The 17,154-nt window shown below is 29.9% G+C and carries 19 protein-coding genes; all 19 read left to right on the forward strand.

Annotated elements, in window-relative coordinates; genetic code table 11:
• The first annotated feature begins 2 nt into the window (after positions 1 to 2).
• The 19 genes from pseG to MLC52_RS04205 all read left to right on the forward strand — a co-directional run bounded on the left by pseG (position 3) and on the right by MLC52_RS04205 (position 17,037).
• The gene (pseG, locus tag MLC52_RS04115; RefSeq protein WP_434581393.1) at positions 3 to 872 is read left to right on the forward strand and encodes a UDP-2,4-diacetamido-2,4,6-trideoxy-beta-L-altropyranose hydrolase; all 870 of its coding nucleotides are present in this window, start codon (positions 3 to 5) and stop codon (positions 870 to 872) included.
• Complete coding sequence (locus tag MLC52_RS04120) at positions 869 to 1,567, forward strand: methionyl-tRNA formyltransferase (protein ID WP_434581394.1); 699 nt, start codon at positions 869 to 871, stop codon at positions 1,565 to 1,567. Before pseG ends, MLC52_RS04120 begins: the two co-directional genes overlap by 4 nt.
• Entirely contained in the window at positions 1,560 to 2,240 is a 681-nt protein-coding gene (locus MLC52_RS04125; protein WP_434581395.1) for a PIG-L deacetylase family protein, read from the forward strand. The genes MLC52_RS04120 and MLC52_RS04125 overlap by 8 nt, the downstream gene beginning before the upstream one ends.
• The gene (gene pseH / locus MLC52_RS04130) at positions 2,237 to 2,731 is read left to right on the forward strand and encodes a UDP-4-amino-4,6-dideoxy-N-acetyl-beta-L-altrosamine N-acetyltransferase (protein ID WP_188109967.1); all 495 of its coding nucleotides are present in this window, start codon (positions 2,237 to 2,239) and stop codon (positions 2,729 to 2,731) included. The genes MLC52_RS04125 and pseH overlap by 4 nt, the downstream gene beginning before the upstream one ends.
• Positions 2,718 to 3,740, forward strand: coding sequence for a pseudaminic acid synthase (gene pseI / locus MLC52_RS04135; RefSeq protein WP_434581396.1), 1,023 nt, complete (start codon positions 2,718 to 2,720; stop codon positions 3,738 to 3,740). Before pseH ends, pseI begins: the two co-directional genes overlap by 14 nt.
• 250 nt (positions 3,741 to 3,990) lie before the next feature.
• The gene (locus tag MLC52_RS04140) at positions 3,991 to 5,106 is read left to right on the forward strand and encodes a hypothetical protein (protein WP_434581397.1); all 1,116 of its coding nucleotides are present in this window, start codon (positions 3,991 to 3,993) and stop codon (positions 5,104 to 5,106) included.
• Positions 5,096 to 6,583: a lipopolysaccharide biosynthesis protein gene (locus MLC52_RS04145; RefSeq protein WP_434581398.1), complete on the forward strand. Its 1,488-nt coding sequence runs from the start codon at positions 5,096 to 5,098 to the stop codon at positions 6,581 to 6,583. Before MLC52_RS04140 ends, MLC52_RS04145 begins: the two co-directional genes overlap by 11 nt.
• Position 6,584: 1 nt before the next feature.
• Positions 6,585 to 7,352: a class I SAM-dependent methyltransferase gene (locus MLC52_RS04150; protein WP_434581399.1), complete on the forward strand. Its 768-nt coding sequence runs from the start codon at positions 6,585 to 6,587 to the stop codon at positions 7,350 to 7,352.
• Positions 7,345 to 8,538 carry a glycosyltransferase gene (locus MLC52_RS04155; protein ID WP_434581400.1) on the forward strand — a complete coding sequence of 398 codons (1,194 nt, stop codon included), beginning with the start codon at positions 7,345 to 7,347 and terminating at the stop codon, positions 8,536 to 8,538. Before MLC52_RS04150 ends, MLC52_RS04155 begins: the two co-directional genes overlap by 8 nt.
• Positions 8,535 to 9,311: a glucose-1-phosphate cytidylyltransferase gene (gene rfbF, locus MLC52_RS04160; RefSeq protein ID WP_434581401.1), complete on the forward strand. Its 777-nt coding sequence runs from the start codon at positions 8,535 to 8,537 to the stop codon at positions 9,309 to 9,311. Before MLC52_RS04155 ends, rfbF begins: the two co-directional genes overlap by 4 nt.
• A 2-nt stretch (positions 9,312 to 9,313) precedes the next feature.
• Entirely contained in the window at positions 9,314 to 10,414 is a 1,101-nt protein-coding gene (gene rfbG, locus MLC52_RS04165) for a CDP-glucose 4,6-dehydratase (protein WP_151900692.1), read from the forward strand.
• Entirely contained in the window at positions 10,402 to 10,809 is a 408-nt protein-coding gene (locus MLC52_RS04170; RefSeq protein WP_151900691.1) for a WxcM-like domain-containing protein, read from the forward strand. Before rfbG ends, MLC52_RS04170 begins: the two co-directional genes overlap by 13 nt.
• On the forward strand, positions 10,799 to 11,704 hold the full coding sequence (locus tag MLC52_RS04175; RefSeq protein ID WP_151900690.1) for an NAD-dependent epimerase/dehydratase family protein: 906 nt from the start codon (positions 10,799 to 10,801) through the stop codon (positions 11,702 to 11,704). Before MLC52_RS04170 ends, MLC52_RS04175 begins: the two co-directional genes overlap by 11 nt.
• A 1-nt stretch (position 11,705) precedes the next feature.
• A complete protein-coding gene (locus MLC52_RS04180; RefSeq protein WP_151900689.1) occupies positions 11,706 to 12,506 on the forward strand; it encodes a glycosyltransferase family 2 protein in 801 nt (266 codons plus the stop codon).
• Positions 12,499 to 13,317 (forward strand): SDR family oxidoreductase, encoded by an 819-nt coding sequence (locus MLC52_RS04185; RefSeq protein ID WP_434581402.1) that lies wholly within the window; start codon positions 12,499 to 12,501, stop codon positions 13,315 to 13,317. The genes MLC52_RS04180 and MLC52_RS04185 overlap by 8 nt, the downstream gene beginning before the upstream one ends.
• Entirely contained in the window at positions 13,314 to 14,456 is a 1,143-nt protein-coding gene (locus tag MLC52_RS04190) for a glycosyltransferase family 4 protein (RefSeq protein ID WP_434581403.1), read from the forward strand. Before MLC52_RS04185 ends, MLC52_RS04190 begins: the two co-directional genes overlap by 4 nt.
• Positions 14,457 to 15,347 (forward strand): NAD-dependent epimerase/dehydratase family protein, encoded by an 891-nt coding sequence (locus MLC52_RS04195; RefSeq protein WP_434581404.1) that lies wholly within the window; start codon positions 14,457 to 14,459, stop codon positions 15,345 to 15,347.
• Positions 15,344 to 16,153 (forward strand): DNA ligase, encoded by an 810-nt coding sequence (locus MLC52_RS04200; RefSeq protein WP_434581405.1) that lies wholly within the window; start codon positions 15,344 to 15,346, stop codon positions 16,151 to 16,153. Before MLC52_RS04195 ends, MLC52_RS04200 begins: the two co-directional genes overlap by 4 nt.
• A complete protein-coding gene (locus tag MLC52_RS04205; protein ID WP_434581406.1) occupies positions 16,150 to 17,037 on the forward strand; it encodes an MraY family glycosyltransferase in 888 nt (295 codons plus the stop codon). The genes MLC52_RS04200 and MLC52_RS04205 overlap by 4 nt, the downstream gene beginning before the upstream one ends.
• The last annotated feature ends 117 nt before the right edge of the window (positions 17,038 to 17,154 follow it).

Below are 17,154 nucleotides of genomic sequence, written 5' to 3' on the forward strand. Positions count from 1 at the left end.
GTATGAATCAAAATATCCTCTTTCGTGTAGATTCATCTTCAAACATAGGAACAGGGCATATTATGCGTGATTTAGTATTGGCACAGCAGTATAAAAATGCCAATATTATTTTTGCCACTTTGGACCTGGAAGGGAATGCAAATGAAAGAATAGAAGAGGCAGGATATGCCATAGAACTTTTAAAATCTAATACGCTCAATGAATTACACAGTTTGATCAAAAAGTTAAAAATAGACTTGTTGGTTATTGATCATTATGAAATAGATGAAGTATCTGAAAAAGCATTAAAAACCAAAAATCCAACATTAAAAATTCTTTCGTTTGATGATACTTATGAAAAGCACTATTGTGATATACTGTTAAATCATAATATAAGTGCTGATGAAAGTAGATATAAAAGTTTAGTTCCTTCTTTTTGTGAGATAAGATGTGGGGCTGACTATACACTTTTGCGTGATGAATTTATAGAAGAAAAGAAGATAAAACGAGAAAAAATTTATGAGTATTTTATTGCAATGGGTGGAGCAGATACAGCTAATCTAAATATAAAAATTTTAGAAATTTTACCAAAAGATAAAAAAGTGGCACTTGTTACAACAACTGCGAATAAAAATCTAACCCAGTTACAGGAGTATGTTAAAGATAAAGTAAATATCTCACTTTTCATAAACTCAAAGAGGATAGCAAAGCTTATGAATCAGAGTCAATTAGCTATAATAACTCCTAGTGTAACGGTGAATGAAGTATACTTTTTAGGTGTTGATTTTGTGGTTATAAAGACGGCTGATAATCAAGGAGAAATCTATAGTTATCTTAAAAGTAATGGATATAAAACTATTGATAATATAGACATATTTAAAGGATTGATATGAAAGATACAATTATCATTGCCACTATTAAGGAATGGAATATTAAACAATACTTTCTTTTGGCAGAAAAATATAAAAATAAATTTGATTTTATGTTAATAACAACACCCAAAGAGCTTAACTATGAAGAGTTAAAAAAAATAAAGCCTAAATATATATTTTTCCCTCATTGGTCTTGGTTAATACCTAAAGAGATATATGAAAATTTTGAATCAATTTTATTTCATATGACTGATTTACCGTTTGGAAGAGGCGGAAGTCCTTTCCAAAATTTAATAATATCTGAAATATATGAAACAAAAGTATCTGCTATAAGAGTTGAAGAAGGTCTTGATACAGGTAATATTTATTTAAAAGAACCTTTTAATATCTCCCTTGGAAGTGCAGAAGAAAATTTTATAGAATTGTCTAATATTATTTTTAATAAAATGATTCCACAATTTTTGAATCATCCAATAAAATCAATACCACAAAAAGGTAAAATAACAACATTTAAAAGAAGAACTCCCAACCAGAGTAATATACTTAATGAACAAATTACAACTATGAAAAAAATGTATGATTTTATAAGGATGTTGGATGCTGAAGGCTATCCTAAAGCATATATAGAGGTAAATAATTTAAAAATTGAATTTAGTGAAGTTCATTTAAAAAAGAATGAACTGGTCGGAAGGTTTGAGGTAAAAGAAAATGAATAAAAAGATATTAATTATAGCAGCGCATCCTGATGATGAAGTATTGGGTTGTTTTGGAACAGTTGCAAGACTTATAAAAGAAGGATATGAAGCATATACACTTATTCTTGGAGAGGGAAAAACAAGTAGAGATAAAAAAAGAGAGATAGAAAATAAAAAAAATGAGTTATGGGTACTGAATAGTGAAATAAAAAAAGCAAATAGCATTATAGGTATTAAAAAAGTTTTTGTTGAAAGTTTTCCGGATAATCGTTTTGATAGTGTTGATTTGTTAGATATTGTCAAGGTTGTCTCTAAAGTTAAAGAAGATATTAAACCAGATATTATCTTTACTCATTATGAAAATGATTTAAATATTGACCATCGAATAACCTATCAAACTGTCATTACCGCTACTAGACCTATGGAAGAGGAATCTGTTAAGGAGATATATAGCTTTGAGGTTTTATCTTCCACAGAATGGAACTATCCACTTTCTTTTAGTCCTGATACTTTTTATGATATCTCAACGACTTTAAGTTTAAAAATAGAAGCAATGAAAGCGTATGATTCCGAATTGTGTAAATATCCTCATCCCAGGAGTTTAGAAGGAATTGAACTAAATGCTAAGCATCGAGGTATGAGAATAGGCAAAGAGTATGTTGAGGCTTTTAAATGTGTGAGGAATATACGATGAAGATGGGTAGCTATCAGTTAATTTCATTTCCTGACTTATCAGATTTAGAGAAAGAAATGGTTTTGCAGTGGAGGAATCATTTGGATGTAAAAAAATGGATGTATCGTAATACAGAGATTTCTTTATATGAACATTTAGAACATATTAACCTCTTAGAACAAAAAAAGGATAAGTATTTTTTAGTCAAAAAAAATGATATCTTTCTTGGAGTAATTTATTTTACCGATATTGACTATAAAAAGAGAGAATGTTATTTTGGACTATATGCTAATCCTTTTGAAAAAATAGCTGGGGTGGGTCAAGTTTTAGAACAATTATGCATTAATTATGTCTTTAAAAACTTAAAGTTTAAAAAACTAAAACTTGAAGTTTTTAAAGATAATAAAAAAGCTATAAATTTATATAAAAAATTCAATTTTAAAGAAGTTGGAGTAAAAATAGTGCATAACAAAGATGTAATTTGTATGGAGTTGAAAAATGAAAATAGGTAGTTTTGATTTAGAAAAAGATGGAGTTTATATAATAGCAGAACTTAGTGCAAACCATAATGGTGTATTACAAAATGCACTTGATACTATTAAAGGTGCAAAAGAGATAGGTGCAAATGCTATTAAACTTCAAACATACACAGCAGATAGTATGACACTAGACTCAGATAAAGAAGATTTTATCATAAAAGGTGGCACTCTTTGGGATGGAAAAAAACTGTATGATTTGTATAAAGAAGCATATACCCCATGGGAGTGGCACAAAGAACTTTTTGAATATGCAAGAGCGATAGGTATAGACATCTTCTCTTCTCCTTTTGATAAAACGGCGGTTGACTTTTTAGAACAGTTTAATCCATCAGCGTATAAGATAGCTTCTTTTGAGATAACAGATTACGAACTTATACGCTATACAGCTTCTACGGGCAGACCTGTTATTATAAGTACAGGGATAGCAACAATAGATGAGATTCAGGATGCTGTGGATATTTGCAGGGAAGAAGGAAATGAAGATATAGTTTTATTGAAATGTACTTCTGCTTACCCAGCACCACCAGATGAAGCCAATTTAAAAATGATACCAAACCTTGCAGAAACATTTGATGTTGTCAGTGGTTTTTCAGATCACACTCTTGGTAGTACAGCACCTATAGTTGCCGTAACGTTAGGTGCAAAAGTTATAGAGAAGCATTTTATATTAAATAAAGCTATTGGAGGTGCTGATGCTGAATTTTCTATGGATAAAGAAGAATTTAAAGCTATGGTGCAAGCTGTTAGAGACACTGAAAAGCTTTTAGGTAAAATTAACTATACAATGACAGAAAAAAAGAAAAAATCGAGACAGTTTTCTAGAAGTCTTTATGTTGCAAAAGATATAACAAAAGGTGAGGTGTTTACTCAAGAGAATGTACGGAGTGTTAGACCTGGGTACGGAATTCATCCTAAATATCTGAAAGATGTTTTAGGTAAAGTGGCTGAAAGGGATTTTAAGTTTGGAGATAGATTTGAATAAAAGAATATTGTATATAGTTGGTATTAGATTTAAGTTTTTGAGTAAAAGATTAATTCTGATTATAAGCAATTTAAAAAAAATGAACATCAAAATAAATATTATAAGTCTAGTTAGAATGTTTTTCAATCAGGTTGCATTATATTTAAATGTTTATAAACAAAAGTGTTTAAATAAAAAGGTACTGGATAAAAATAATCTAAAAAATGGTTTATTTTATCTACAAAATATTATTGTTATAAATGAAAAATAAATGAAAATAGTTTTTATGCCTATGTTGCCCTTAACTTATAGAGACTATCAAATGCTAGGGGTAGAGTATTTTCATGCAAAAGGTTATGATGTTTCAGTTGTAGCACCTCATAATATTCTTCTTCCTCATTATAAAATACAGGTTAACATCAGTTATTATAACTATCAAAATATGTTAGAACCACATACCATGGAAGAATTACTTAATATTTTATCCAGTTTGTCAAAAAATGATTATATTTTTTATTATCTGGGTGGGAAAGAAGCTGTTAATTTATTAAATAACATCAGGAAAGTAACAGAAGCGACATTTGTTACATATATAAGTGGAAGTGTTCCGGCCACATCATCACCATGTGGATTACTGAAGAGACTTAAAGCAAAAATTAGACCTATCGTTAAATCTATAATTGATAAAAAGTTTGAAACTGACATTATTGCATTCGGGGCACCAAAAGATGAAATTATATACCCATGTTTAATAGGGAAAAATACAAAAAAGATATATACACATTCCCGTGACTATGAAGTATGTAAGAATGTAGATGGCAATATTCACCAAAAAAAGTATTGTGTCTTTTTAGATACTGATATTATTAATGCCAGTGATTATGTGATATTTGAAAACAAAGCAGAAAAAAAAATAGATAATTATTATAAAAAATTAATAAAATTTTTCAAATTTTTGGAAGACACTATGCATATGGATGTTGTTATTTCTGCTCATCCAAAATCAAGAATATTACAAAACAGAGATAATTTTAATGGGTTTAAGGTTGTACATAATAATTCTGCTGCTTTAGTGAAAAATTGTAGTTTTGTATTCAGTGAGGGTACAACTGCTGTTTCTTTTGCAGTTTATTTTAATAAACCAATGTTTTTTTTCACGATGCAAGAGACTAGTTTTTTTCTGGAAACAACATGTAGTTATGCTAAAGAATTTGGAAAAAAAATATTTTATGTCGATGATTTAGGAAATATAAATAAAGAATTGATAGAAGAAGAGTTACTTAACACAGATAAATATAGTTATTTTAAGTATAATTATTTAACCTATAAGGATGAAACTGATCAAGTATTTGAAATTATTGAAAAAGAGTTGTTAATTGGAAGATAGTTTAAAAAAGAGATATGCAATTAAACTTTTGGCAAATATTGTTAATGGTATAATTAATATGGTAATGGTTGCTATAGTGCCTAGAGCATTAGGACCTTTAGCTTATGGTCAATTTATTTATCTTCAACAATTTTTTACGCAATTGATAGGTTTTTTGGATGCAGGAACCTCCACTGCTTTTTTTACGAAACTTTCAAAAAATATTTTTAGAAGAGAATTAATAAAATTTTATTTTTATTATGCAGGTACACTTTTGATATTTTTACTGAGTTGTATATTTTTTTTAGACAACTTAGAACTTTTGTCTTATATATTTCCTGGTATATCGAAAAAATATATATATTTGGCAGTTGGTTTTTCTTTTTTGATATGGTTTACAACTATTTTTGTTTACATATCCGATTCACATGCTTTAACTGTGTCAGTAGAATCATTTAAAATATTTCACAAAATTTTATCTTTATTCTTACTGTTTGTCTTTATCAATTATTTGTCTTTTGATTTGTCTAATTACTATTACTATTACTATATTAGTTTAATAATATTTATTTTATTTATTATCTATTTATTTGTAAGAAAAAATATATTGACATATTCTATATTTAGTAGTTCGATTAATTTAAAAAGTTTAATTAAAGAATTTTATACTTTTTCATCACCACTTTTTGTATTTAATGTCGTTGCCACTGTTTTTGGATTATTTGATATTTGGTTATTACAAAAAATAGGCGGTTCCAAAGAAGTTGGCTTTTATGGTTTAGCTTATTCTATTGCGGCTATGTGTTTCTTGTTTACTAGTTCTATGACCCCTATAGTTACAAGAGAGTTTGCTAAATCTTATGAAAAACACGATTTGAAGGAGATGAAGAAATTATTTTCTAAATATATACCCATGTTATATTCGGTAGCAGCTTATTTCGGGGTTTTTATATCTTTTGAGAGTGAAAATTTATTGATGATTTTTACAGGTGAAACATTTCAAGAAGCATATCCAGTTTTAATTATTATGGCATTTTACCCAATGCATCAAACTTATGGACAATTGAGCGGGTCTGTGTTTTATGTCACAGATCAAACTAAACTTGTACGGAATATAGGGATTTTTTCAACATTAATAGGTTTTTTTATAACTGTAGTATTGATATATTATCTAAAACTGAATGCTGTAGGACTAGCTTGGAAAATGGTTGTTATTCAAGTTATAAGTGTAAATATACAACTTTATTTTAACAGTAGATATTTAAATTTGAAGTTCAGTAAATTTGTATATCATCAAATTTTTTCAGTACTTGTTTTTGTCCTTTTAGCATATGTAACAAATATACTAATGCTTGAGTTGAAAAACAAACTTATAGAATTTTTATTATCAGGTATACTATATACATTTTTAGTTATAGTTTCAACATTAATTATGCCGATACTTTTTGGATTGAGTAAGAATAATGTTAATTTAAAAAACATGTTTAAAAAGAGTTAAAATGAAAATAACAGAAAAAAGTTTTTGGGAACAATATTGGGGAGAAATACTATTACCACAAAAAGTAAATTTTAGTTTTAAAAATGACAGAGTTATTGCAGAAACAATTTTAAAATTTGTTCCAAAAGCTGATAATGATCAAAAAGCATTAGAAATAGGCTGCGCTCCGGGAAAGTGGCTGACATTGGTTTATGAAAATTTAAATTATGATATTGATGGTTTTGAATATGTTGATGTGGCAGCAGAAAAAACAAAAGAGAATTTCAAACTTTGTCATATTCCAGAAAACAGATTCAATGTAATCACTGCTGATTTCTTAACTCAATCACCTGATCCAAAATATGACTTGGTGATGTCTTTTGGTTTTATTGAACACTTTGAAAACTATGATGATATATATCAAAAACATATTCAATATTGCAAAAAAAATGGATATGTAGTTACAGGGTTTCCAAACTTCAGAGGTATCAACTATTATCTTCAACTATTTATTGATAGAATTTCAGGAAGCAGTATTATAAAGAACCATAATATTAAAATGATGGATAAAGTACTGATGGAAAAGATGATTAAGTCTTCTAAAAAAGAATTAGTTTATCTGGATTATATTGGTGGATTTGAACCTGCATTGTTTAATATTAATAAAGTTGAAAATATCTTTCTTAGATTTATATTAAAGGTAAGCAGTAAAGCACTGTCAATAATTTTCTCTAATATAAAAAATAAATATATTTCAAGCTATTTAATATTTGTAGTAAAAAATGATTAAATTAGTTTTATATACGGAAAACTATTTTCCTGGAGGGCTAGAAAGATTTATTTTTGATTTTGCTGATAACAGCAAATTTGATATTCATATAGTGGTAAATAGTGAAAACGATCGGATAATAACTTTTGCTAAAAAAAGAAATATTGACTATAGTACAGTAAAATTAAGTAAAATAAAATTAAGTTTTATAAAAAACAGTTTTTTAAATAATTTTATAAAATTATTTAATTTCATAATGTATTATTTCTCTATTGTGCCAAATTATTTTAAGTTAAAAAAAGTTTTTAGTTCCTTGGTTGAGTATGAAAATATAATGATTATAAATGGCGGTTATCCTGCAGCACTAAGTTCATTTTCTGCTGTAAAAGCATCTTCAAAAGTCGGATTTAAAAAAGTCGGATTATCTATTTTAAGCTCACCATCATCAAATTATAAGAATAGGATATTTCGTTTTTTTCAACATATTATTGATTTGTATTGTGATGATTTAATAGATTTTTATATTCCAAATAGTAAAAAAATAAAATTTGAATTGATATCAATAGTAAAGATAAATTCAAAAAAGATATATGTGGTTTATACAGGTGTGGATGTTGACGCTATTGTAAATAAAAAAAATGAGCTTAATTTTGCTAATACAACTATTAAAAAAGAGAATTATATTTGGATTTCTATGGTTGCTTTGATTGGTTCAACAAAGAGACAAGATATTTTGGTAAAAGCCTTAAAAAAACTTGATGATAATGTAAAACTTATAATAGCAGGGGATGGACCGAATCGTAAAAAAATAGAAAATTTAGTAAATAATTTATCTTTGAATGAAAGAGTTGTTTTTTTGGGCTGGATTGAGGATGCTATGGATGTGTATCTATTTTCAGATATAAATGTTTTTGTTTCAGATCAAGAAGGTCTACCATATGTAGTAAGTGAAGCAATGTCTTATAAGGTTCCTGTTATTGCAAGTAATGTAGGTGGCATATCAGAACAAATTATTGAGAATAAAGGTGGTTTGCTTCTTGATAAAAATGATATTGATGATTTGGCTAAAAAAATAAATTATTTGATTTTTAATACCAATCAACGAGATGCCTTTGTAGATTTTTCTTATGAAAGAGTCAAAAGTGAATTTTCTATTAAGAATATGAATGATAAACTTTTCAAGTTATATAGTGAGGATGACAAATGAAAGTATTACTGTTAGCAGGCGGTTTTGGAACAAGACTCAGTGAAGAGACAGACATAAGGCCAAAACCTATGGTTGAAATAGGGGGTAAGCCTATTTTATGGCATATTATGAAAATATATTCAGAGTATGGTTTTAATGATTTTGTTATTCTCTTAGGATATAAAGGCTATTATATTAAAGAGTATTTTGCAAACTATTTTTTACATCAAAGTGATATAACTATAGATATGTCAAATGGTAAAATGGAAGTGTTAAATAATTCAAGTGAACCATGGAAGGTAACATTGCTTGATACAGGGCTGAACTCTATGACAGGAGGACGAATTAAACAGGCACAAAAAGTTATTGGTAATGAAGCGTTTATGCTCACTTATGGAGATGGGGTAAGTGATGTAAATATAAAAGAATTGGTAGCATTTCATAAAAAACACGGTAAAGCAATGACTATGACCTCTGCTCAACCAGATGGACGTTTTGGTGCACTTAATATCTCTGAATCACATCAGGTAACAGATTTTTTAGAGAAGCCAAAGGGTGACGGTGGTTGGATAAATGCAGGGTTTTTTGTTTGCGAACCGAAAGTTTTTGACTACATTACAGGTGGAGATGCAACTGTTTTTGAGCAAAAACCACTGCAAAAACTTGCTAAAGATGGAGAAATATTTACTTTCAAACATGAAGGCTTTTGGAAGCCGATGGATAGCTTAAAAGATAAAAATGATCTTAATAAACTTTGGGATGAAGGTGTTGCCCCTTGGAAGGTATGGGAATAGCAATGTTCAAAAATGTATACAAAGATAAAAAAGTACTTGTTACCGGGCATACAGGATTTAAAGGCACATGGCTTACTCTGTGGCTTTTAAAACTTGGGGCAAAAGTTATAGGCATCTCAAAAGATATTCCGACAAATCCTTCAATGTTTGAAGAGTTACAGCTACAAAAAAAGATAAAGCATTATCAAGAGGATATAAGAAATTTATCTAAAATGAATGAAATTATAGCCGCAGAAGCGCCGGAGTTTCTTTTTCATCTGGCAGCACAGCCGATAGTTTCAACATCTTATGAAAATCCAATTGACACAATATCCTCAAATGTAATGGGAACGGCAAATATTTTAGAAGCTCTTAAAAACTCAAATCATAAATGCAGCGTTATAATTATCACAAGTGATAAAGCGTATGCCAATGTAGAACAGGTATGGGGCTACAAAGAGGATGATAAAATGGGTGGTAAAGATATTTACAGTGGTAGCAAGGGTGCTGCTGAGCTTATTATAAAATCATATTATCACTCATTTTTTAAAAAAGACAATTGTAATGTTAAGTTAGCCATTGGTAGAGCCGGAAATGTTATAGGTGGCGGAGATTGGGCAAAAGACAGGATTGTAGTTGACTGCATGCACGCTTGGAGTAAAAATCAAAGTGTGGAGATACGAAGCCCAGAAGCTACGAGACCTTGGCAGCATGTGCTTGAACCTTTAAGTGGATATTTAAATCTAGGGCAGGTTTTGTATGAAAACAACTCTTTGCATGGGGAAGCGTTTAACTTTGGACCAAGGGCAGAACAAAATCACACAGTTAAACAATTGCTTGCAGATTTAAGTCAGTATTGGCATTTTACAAATGCCAAAGATGCTTTTACTATTACAGGGAACATACCTTTTCATGAGGCAGGATTGCTAAAACTCAATTGTGACAAAGCTCTCTTTTATCTGAAATGGCAGGCAAATTTAGAGTATAAAGATACTATTAGATTTACCAGTGAGTGGTATTATGACTTTTATAACAATAATAACAATATTTTAGAAAAAACTTTGGAACAGATAAATGAATATGAAAGTATGGCAAAAACGCGAGGTTTGCAATGGACGGAGTAATTTTAACACCGCTAAAACAGATTTATAATCCAAAAGGTGATATTTTTCATGCCATGAAAAAAAGTGATGAGGGGTTTGATGGATTTGGAGAAGCTTATTTTTCAACTATATACCTAAATGATATCAAGGGATGGAAGAAACATACTCAAATGACTTTAAATCTTGTAGTGGTTGTTGGAGAAATAGAATTTGTTGTGTATGATGAAATAAATAAAGAGTTTTTCAGTGTAAAACTTTCTCAAAAAAATTACCAAAGACTTACTGTAAAACCAAATTTGTGGATGGCTTTTAAAGGTTTAAGCGAAAGCAGTATGTTATTAAATATCGCTTCAATTGAGCATAATCCAGACGAAGCAATAAATTTAGATATTAATGAGATAAACTATGAATGGTAAAAAAAGAGTTCTTGTAACTGGCGGAACCGGCTATGTTGGTTCAGATCTTGTGAATAAACTTTTAATCAATCATAACATAGAAATTGCACTGGTTGTTCGAGATTCAAAAAGTGCCATAAAAATGTTTGGGAATGCGGTTATATATATCGAATGTAATAACCTAACTGAGTTTAATGACAGTGTTTTACAATTTTCACCTGAAATTGTAGTTCATCTGGCTGCATATTCAACAAGTTCAGATGAACCAAAAGATATAGTTAAGCTAATAGAATCAAATATTGTATTTACCTCTAATCTGTTAATTGCATTATCAGGTTGCAAGTTGCAATTGTTTATAAATACAGGTTCTTTTTCCGAATATCATATCAACAATATAATAAGCCCAACATATTTTTATTCTGCTACAAAAACTTCTGCAAAATATATAATTGAGTACTATGCCAAAAAGAACTCTTTTAAATTTTTAAATATGATTTTGTTTACAGTTTATGGAAAGAAAAATGCCAATAAAAAGATTATTGATTATGCTATAGATTCTCTAGACTCGGATGAGGCTGTTAATATGAGTGATGGTAAGCAGATATTGGATTTTGTACATATAGATGATGTTGTAAACCTTTATTATAACCTTATTCTTGATTTTAATAATATTAAAGCTTCTAAAATTGACTATGACGTGGGAACAGGAAAATGTATATCAATAAGAGATTTGGTAAAGACTTTAGAAAGTATTACAAATAAAAAAGCAAATATTGCATGGGGTGCGAATAAAAGTCGTAAAATTGATACAATCAGAGCATGTGCAGATATAGAAATGTCGCAAAAAGAGTTGAATTATAAAGTGAATATTTCTTTGGAAAGTGGTTTGAAAAAATATATTAAGGATAAAATTTAATATGAAAAATCCTTTGATTAGTGTCATTATTCCAATATATAATGCAGAAAATTATCTAGATGAAACAATACAGTCAGTGTTGAAGCAAACTTATGAGGTTTTTGAACTACTGCTTATAAATCATAATTCAACAGATAAAAGTGTTTCTATTATTGAGGAATATCAGCAGCAAGATAAAAGAATCAAGGTCGTAAATTTGGATATGAACAAAGGAGGACCAGCTTATCCTAGAAATGAGGGTTTAAAAATTGCAAAAGGTGAATATATAGCTTTCTTGGATTCTGATGATGTATGGTTGCCGGAAAAGTTAGAAAAACAATTAGCATTTTTACAAAACAATCATGCTGACGTAGTCCATACATTGGCATATGAAATTGATGAAAAATCTGAATTACAAGGAAATTTTGATAATCAAAAACTGGTTAATTTTTTAAAAACTGTTATAAGTATGAAAAATATTATTTATTATATCAATTATATAAATGTAAATTCTGTATTGTTAAAAAAAAGTGCTTTAGTTAATTTTGAAGAAGAGAAAAATTTGATTGCGGTAGAAGATTGGCAACTTTGGATAAAATTAATTAGAAATGAAAAAAAAATTGTTTTACTCAAAGAAAAGCTGTTGAATTATAGAGTTCATAATGCTTCAATTTCAAACAGAGAGACAGATATAGGTTACAGAAAAGCATTGTATTTGCTTTCATTGATTTTTTTAAAAAAAGAGATACCGATGAGACATTATGTATTTAGTTCTTTGTTACAAATTTGTAAGATTGTTTTTAAGAGATACAGTTATGCCTAAAAATTTAATTATTGGGAAAAATAGTAATCTTTCTACAAGAATGAATAGGTATATAGATAATTCCATATTACTGTCTTCAAGAGAAATATTGGAAAATATAAATATTTTACAAGAGTATAAAAATCAAAAAATTAATATTATTTTTAATAACTTTCAACCTGCAACACAGCTAAATAATTTCGATAGCAGTAGTAGTTACATCACTAATGCCATTTTAATTACTTCTTTAGTGCTTGATTACTTTAAAAATGCAGACATCAACAAAATAATATACACAAGTAGCAGTTCTGTATATGGAAATAATATTTTATGTAATGAATCAGATGAATTAAAACCTATGAACTTGCATGCCTCTTTAAAAGTTGCAAATGAGAAATTGATTGAAAAATATTGTAATGAGTATAAGATAGACTATACGATTACCAGGATTTTTAACATGTATGGCGGAAATGATAAATTTTCTGTTGTCAGTAAAATTATAAATGCTCATAAAAACAATCAAGAAATAAAAATAGTAAACAATGGAAATGCCATTAGAGATTTTATACATATTGATGATGTGGTTTTTATATATAGTAAACTGTTAAAGATACAAAATATTAAAATACTTAATGTAGGTACTGGTTTTGGCAGTTCAATAAAAGGGATCTTGGAATTTCTGTCAAATAATCAGATCGAAATTAAAACAAGCAATATATTTAGAGATGAGCTAAAAGTTTCAACCTCTGATGCAAGATTACTGGTTGAAGTGATTCAAAAAAATGATTTTATCAATGTGCAAGAATATTTACAACAAGAATTTAATTTATGAAAAAAATTGTAATAATGGTTACTGTTCCTGTTGTTTTGGAAACTTGGCTAAAAGGACAGGCAAAATTTTTATCTAATTATTATGAAGTTGAAATAGTTACATCATATTCAGATAAAATCCAAAGTATTAAAGAGTATGAAAATGTATCTGTAAAAATAGTGGATTTTAATAGAAAAATTAATATTTTTAAAGATTTAAAAGTTTTGATACAGCTTACAGGGTATCTGTTAAAAAAGAAGCCTTTGATTGTTTATACACTTACTCCAAAAGCCGGATTACTTGGAATGATTTCATCATGGATAACTAGAGTTCCGCATAGACTGCACAGTGTTGTGGGCCTTCCTCATTTGGAAGCGACAGGAATAAGAAAAAAAATATTGACAATAACAGAAAAGACTACATATTTTTTTTCCTCTAAAATATATTGTAATAGCAAAATTTTGACTGCAACAGTTAAAAACATGACAGCGAAAGAGGTTGCTATAATTGGAAATGGTTCAGTTAACGGTGTTGATACCGAGTTTTTTAAAGATAAGTTTTCGGAGAGTCAAAAAAATAAAATCAAGGATGATTTAAAGTTTAAGAAAGATGACTTTATAATAACTTTTGTAGGAAGAATTGTAAAAGATAAAGGTATTAATGAGTTGTTAAGTGTATTTGATTTGTTAAGTGATAAATATCCTAAAATTAAATTATTATTGATAGGCGATTATAAAAATGAATCAGACCCGATTTCTAAACAAAGCCATCAAATAATAAAAGAAAATAATTCTGTAAAATATATAGAATTTCAGGATGATATAAGAAAATATCTTTGCATTACTAACCTATTTGTTCTTCCTTCATACAGGGAGGGACTGCCAAATGTTCTCATAGAAGCAGGTAGTTTTAATATACCACTGCTTGCAACTGATATAAATGGGTGTAATGAAGTAATAAAACACAATATAAATGGAATGCTGGTAAAGAAAAAAGATGAAGTAGCTTTGTTCCATGCAATGGAAAAATTTATTATAGATGAAAAATTTTACAATTTTGTTAGATGCAATGTAAGAGATAGTATTGTCAAAAAGTATGATCAAAAATATTTTTGGAATGAACTGTTAGGTGAGTTAAAGAAACTAGACATGGATATATAGATGAAAACTATTTTATTAACAGGGGTAAGAGGTTTTATCGGGAGTTATTTCCAGTTAAAATATTCTCAACACTATAAGATAAGAACTTTTTCTTTTTTACAGGAGAATTTTGATGCTCTACATGTAAAGGGCGTTGATGTTGTTGTACATTTGTCTGCTTTGGTACATCAGATGGGTGGAGCGAGTAAAGAGGCGTATGAAAAGATAAATGTTACGCAAACTTTGGATCTGGCTAAAAAAGCAAAAGCATCTGGCGTGAAGCATTTTGTGTTTATGAGCAGTGTGAAAGTGTATGGGGAAGAGAGTGATGTTTGTTATACAGAAAGTACACCATGTAACCCTCAGGATGAATACGGTAAAAGTAAATTTAAAGCCGAGCAGGAGCTTCAAAAAATCGAAGATGATAATTTTATTGTTTCTATTATAAGAACGCCTATTGTTTATGGGTATGGGGTGAAAGCTAACATTAAAAATCTTATTAATTTGGTTCGCAAAGTGCCTGTGTTGCCTTTTGGAGGAATTGAGAACAGACGCAGTATGATCTACATTGGGAATTTATGTTTTTTTATGGATGCTGTCATTGAGCGGCAAAAAGATGGCATATTTTTAGTGAGCGATGATAAACCGTTTAGTACCATAAAACTTATAGAGCTTATAGCTGAAAATTTAGGAAAAAAAATTTATCTTGTTCGGGTGCCGTTTTTTGAGAGTTTGTTGAAGGTTTTAAAGCCATCGTTTCATAAGAGGCTTTATGGGAGTTTGGAAGTTGACAATAAGGATGCAATGAAAAAACTTTTTGGCAAGGCTGAAGCATCGCTTCCGTTTGGTGCGGAAGAAGGGATTGATTTTATGATAAACGGTGAGAAAAGTTTAAAGGACTTAATGATATGAAACTGTACCTAATATTACTCCTGCCATTTGTACTGTTTGCGCAAAAACCACAACTTTTACTTTTGCAAGTCTATAAAGATCAAAATATTACAAATTGGGTAATGAGTGAAAAGCTTGATGGGATCCGTGCTTACTGGGATGGGAAACAACTTATAAGTCGTGGAGGAAAGCATATTTATGCTCCAAAGTTTTTTATAAAAGATTTTCCTCCTTTTGAATTAGATGGGGAGTTGTGGAGCAAAAGGGATGATTTTGAAAATATATCTTCTATAGTGCGAGATAAAGTACCATCTGAAAAATGGAAAGAAATTACATATAACATTTTTGAAGTACCTCATGCAAAAGAAGGTCTTTTGAAGCGTTTAGAAAAAGTAAAACCATATGAAAGTGATATCTTACATGTAATAGTTCAAAGAGAGGTGAATTCAAAAGATGAACTTTTTAGATTTTTATCCGTAGTAGAATCAAAAGGCGGTGAGGGTGTTGTGGTGCGAGACCCAAATGTGGCATATATAGACAAAAGAACATCAAAAGCTTTAAAGCTAAAATCATTTAAAGATGCCGAATGCAGAGTTGTCTCTTTCAACCATGGCAAAGGAAAACTTGCAAATATGATGGGATCGCTAACCTGTCGTTTAGATAACAATGCAACCTTTAAAATAGGCAGTGGATTTACAAATAAAGAGAGAATGGATCCTCCTAAAGTCGGTGATATTGTAACATTTAAGTACCAAGAGTTTACAAAATACAAAAAGCCAAGATTTCCTGTGTTTTTGAGAGTCAGATATAAAGGAAGCGATCTGTGATCTATATATTTTTATTTTTATTGTCATTTATGCTCACTTATTTTATCAAAAATTATGCCATTGAAAAATCCTTGGTTGCCGAGGTAAATGAACGGAGTTCTCACACTGTGCCTACGCCTCATGGTGGGGGGATTGCTATAGCTGTTACTTGGTTTGTGGGGTTGAGTTATCTTTTTTTCAGGGGAGAGATTGTTTCATCTTTGTATTATGCTTTAATGGCGGGGGTTGTGCTTGCTGTTGTAAGTTACTTGGATGACTTGTATGAACTTTCTCCTAAAGTAAGGCTTGTCACACAGAGCAGTGTCGCTGTTGGTGGGTTAATGGCTCTGGGTGGTTTAGGTAGCTTGGACTTTTGGCTTTTTAGCATTGAAAATCAACTGGTTGCTAATATCATTGCTTTTGTGGCGATTATCTGGTTTATCAATCTTTACAATTTTTTAGACGGAATTGACGGCTATGCCGGAAGTGAAGCTGTTTTTCTTGGAATTGCCGGTTTTTTACTTTTTGGCGGGGTGCATTTTTTAGTTTTGATTGTGTCTGTGTTAGGATTTTTGGTCTGGAACTGGCATAGAGCGAAGATATTTATGGGGGATGTCGGGAGTACTTTGCTTGGGTATACTGTAGCGATTTTTGCTATATATTATGCAAATCAAGATGCTGTAAATTTATGGATATGGATTATCTTATTTGGCGTGTTTTGGTTTGATGCGACGTATACTTTAGTCAAGCGGTACCTCAATGGAGAAAGGCTTTTGGTGGCACATAAAAAGCATCTATACCAAAGGCTGACGCAGGCCGGATTTTCCCATGACAGAGTTGTGTTTATGGCTATGGGGGCGAATATGGTTTTATTTGTCTTGGCGTATTTTATCAGTCGGCACTGAAGTACCGATTCCGAGAAATTGTTGCATTTGGAATCCGTACTTCAGTGCGGGCGAGAATGCCAGGAAAGTACCGATTTCTGTGAATGTGTACAGTTTTTTGGAACCCACTCTTTATGG

The sequence above is a fragment of the Sulfurimonas sp. NW15 genome (assembly GCF_051132285.1).
In the GTDB taxonomy this organism is placed as follows: domain Bacteria; phylum Campylobacterota; class Campylobacteria; order Campylobacterales; family Sulfurimonadaceae; genus Sulfurimonas; species Sulfurimonas hydrogeniphila.

Bases quoted from the DNA above. Each gene is read 5' to 3' on its own strand.
- pseG (WP_434581393.1), top strand. From the start codon at position 3: ATGAATCAAAATATCCTCTTTCGTGTAGATTCATCTTCAAACATAGGA.
- MLC52_RS04120 (WP_434581394.1), top strand. From the start codon at position 869: ATGAAAGATACAATTATCATTGCCACTATTAAGGAATGGAATATTAAA.
- MLC52_RS04125 (WP_434581395.1), top strand. From the start codon at position 1,560: ATGAATAAAAAGATATTAATTATAGCAGCGCATCCTGATGATGAAGTA.
- pseH (WP_188109967.1), top strand. From the start codon at position 2,237: ATGAAGATGGGTAGCTATCAGTTAATTTCATTTCCTGACTTATCAGAT.
- pseI (WP_434581396.1), top strand. From the start codon at position 2,718: ATGAAAATAGGTAGTTTTGATTTAGAAAAAGATGGAGTTTATATAATA.
- MLC52_RS04140 (WP_434581397.1), top strand. From the start codon at position 3,991: ATGAAAATAGTTTTTATGCCTATGTTGCCCTTAACTTATAGAGACTAT.
- MLC52_RS04150 (WP_434581399.1), top strand. From the start codon at position 6,585: ATGAAAATAACAGAAAAAAGTTTTTGGGAACAATATTGGGGAGAAATA.
- MLC52_RS04155 (WP_434581400.1), top strand. From the start codon at position 7,345: ATGATTAAATTAGTTTTATATACGGAAAACTATTTTCCTGGAGGGCTA.
- rfbF (WP_434581401.1), top strand. From the start codon at position 8,535: ATGAAAGTATTACTGTTAGCAGGCGGTTTTGGAACAAGACTCAGTGAA.
- rfbG (WP_151900692.1), top strand. From the start codon at position 9,314: ATGTTCAAAAATGTATACAAAGATAAAAAAGTACTTGTTACCGGGCAT.
- MLC52_RS04170 (WP_151900691.1), top strand. From the start codon at position 10,402: ATGGACGGAGTAATTTTAACACCGCTAAAACAGATTTATAATCCAAAA.
- MLC52_RS04175 (WP_151900690.1), top strand. From the start codon at position 10,799: ATGAATGGTAAAAAAAGAGTTCTTGTAACTGGCGGAACCGGCTATGTT.
- MLC52_RS04180 (WP_151900689.1), top strand. From the start codon at position 11,706: ATGAAAAATCCTTTGATTAGTGTCATTATTCCAATATATAATGCAGAA.
- MLC52_RS04185 (WP_434581402.1), top strand. From the start codon at position 12,499: ATGCCTAAAAATTTAATTATTGGGAAAAATAGTAATCTTTCTACAAGA.
- MLC52_RS04190 (WP_434581403.1), top strand. From the start codon at position 13,314: ATGAAAAAAATTGTAATAATGGTTACTGTTCCTGTTGTTTTGGAAACT.
- MLC52_RS04195 (WP_434581404.1), top strand. From the start codon at position 14,457: ATGAAAACTATTTTATTAACAGGGGTAAGAGGTTTTATCGGGAGTTAT.
- MLC52_RS04200 (WP_434581405.1), top strand. From the start codon at position 15,344: ATGAAACTGTACCTAATATTACTCCTGCCATTTGTACTGTTTGCGCAA.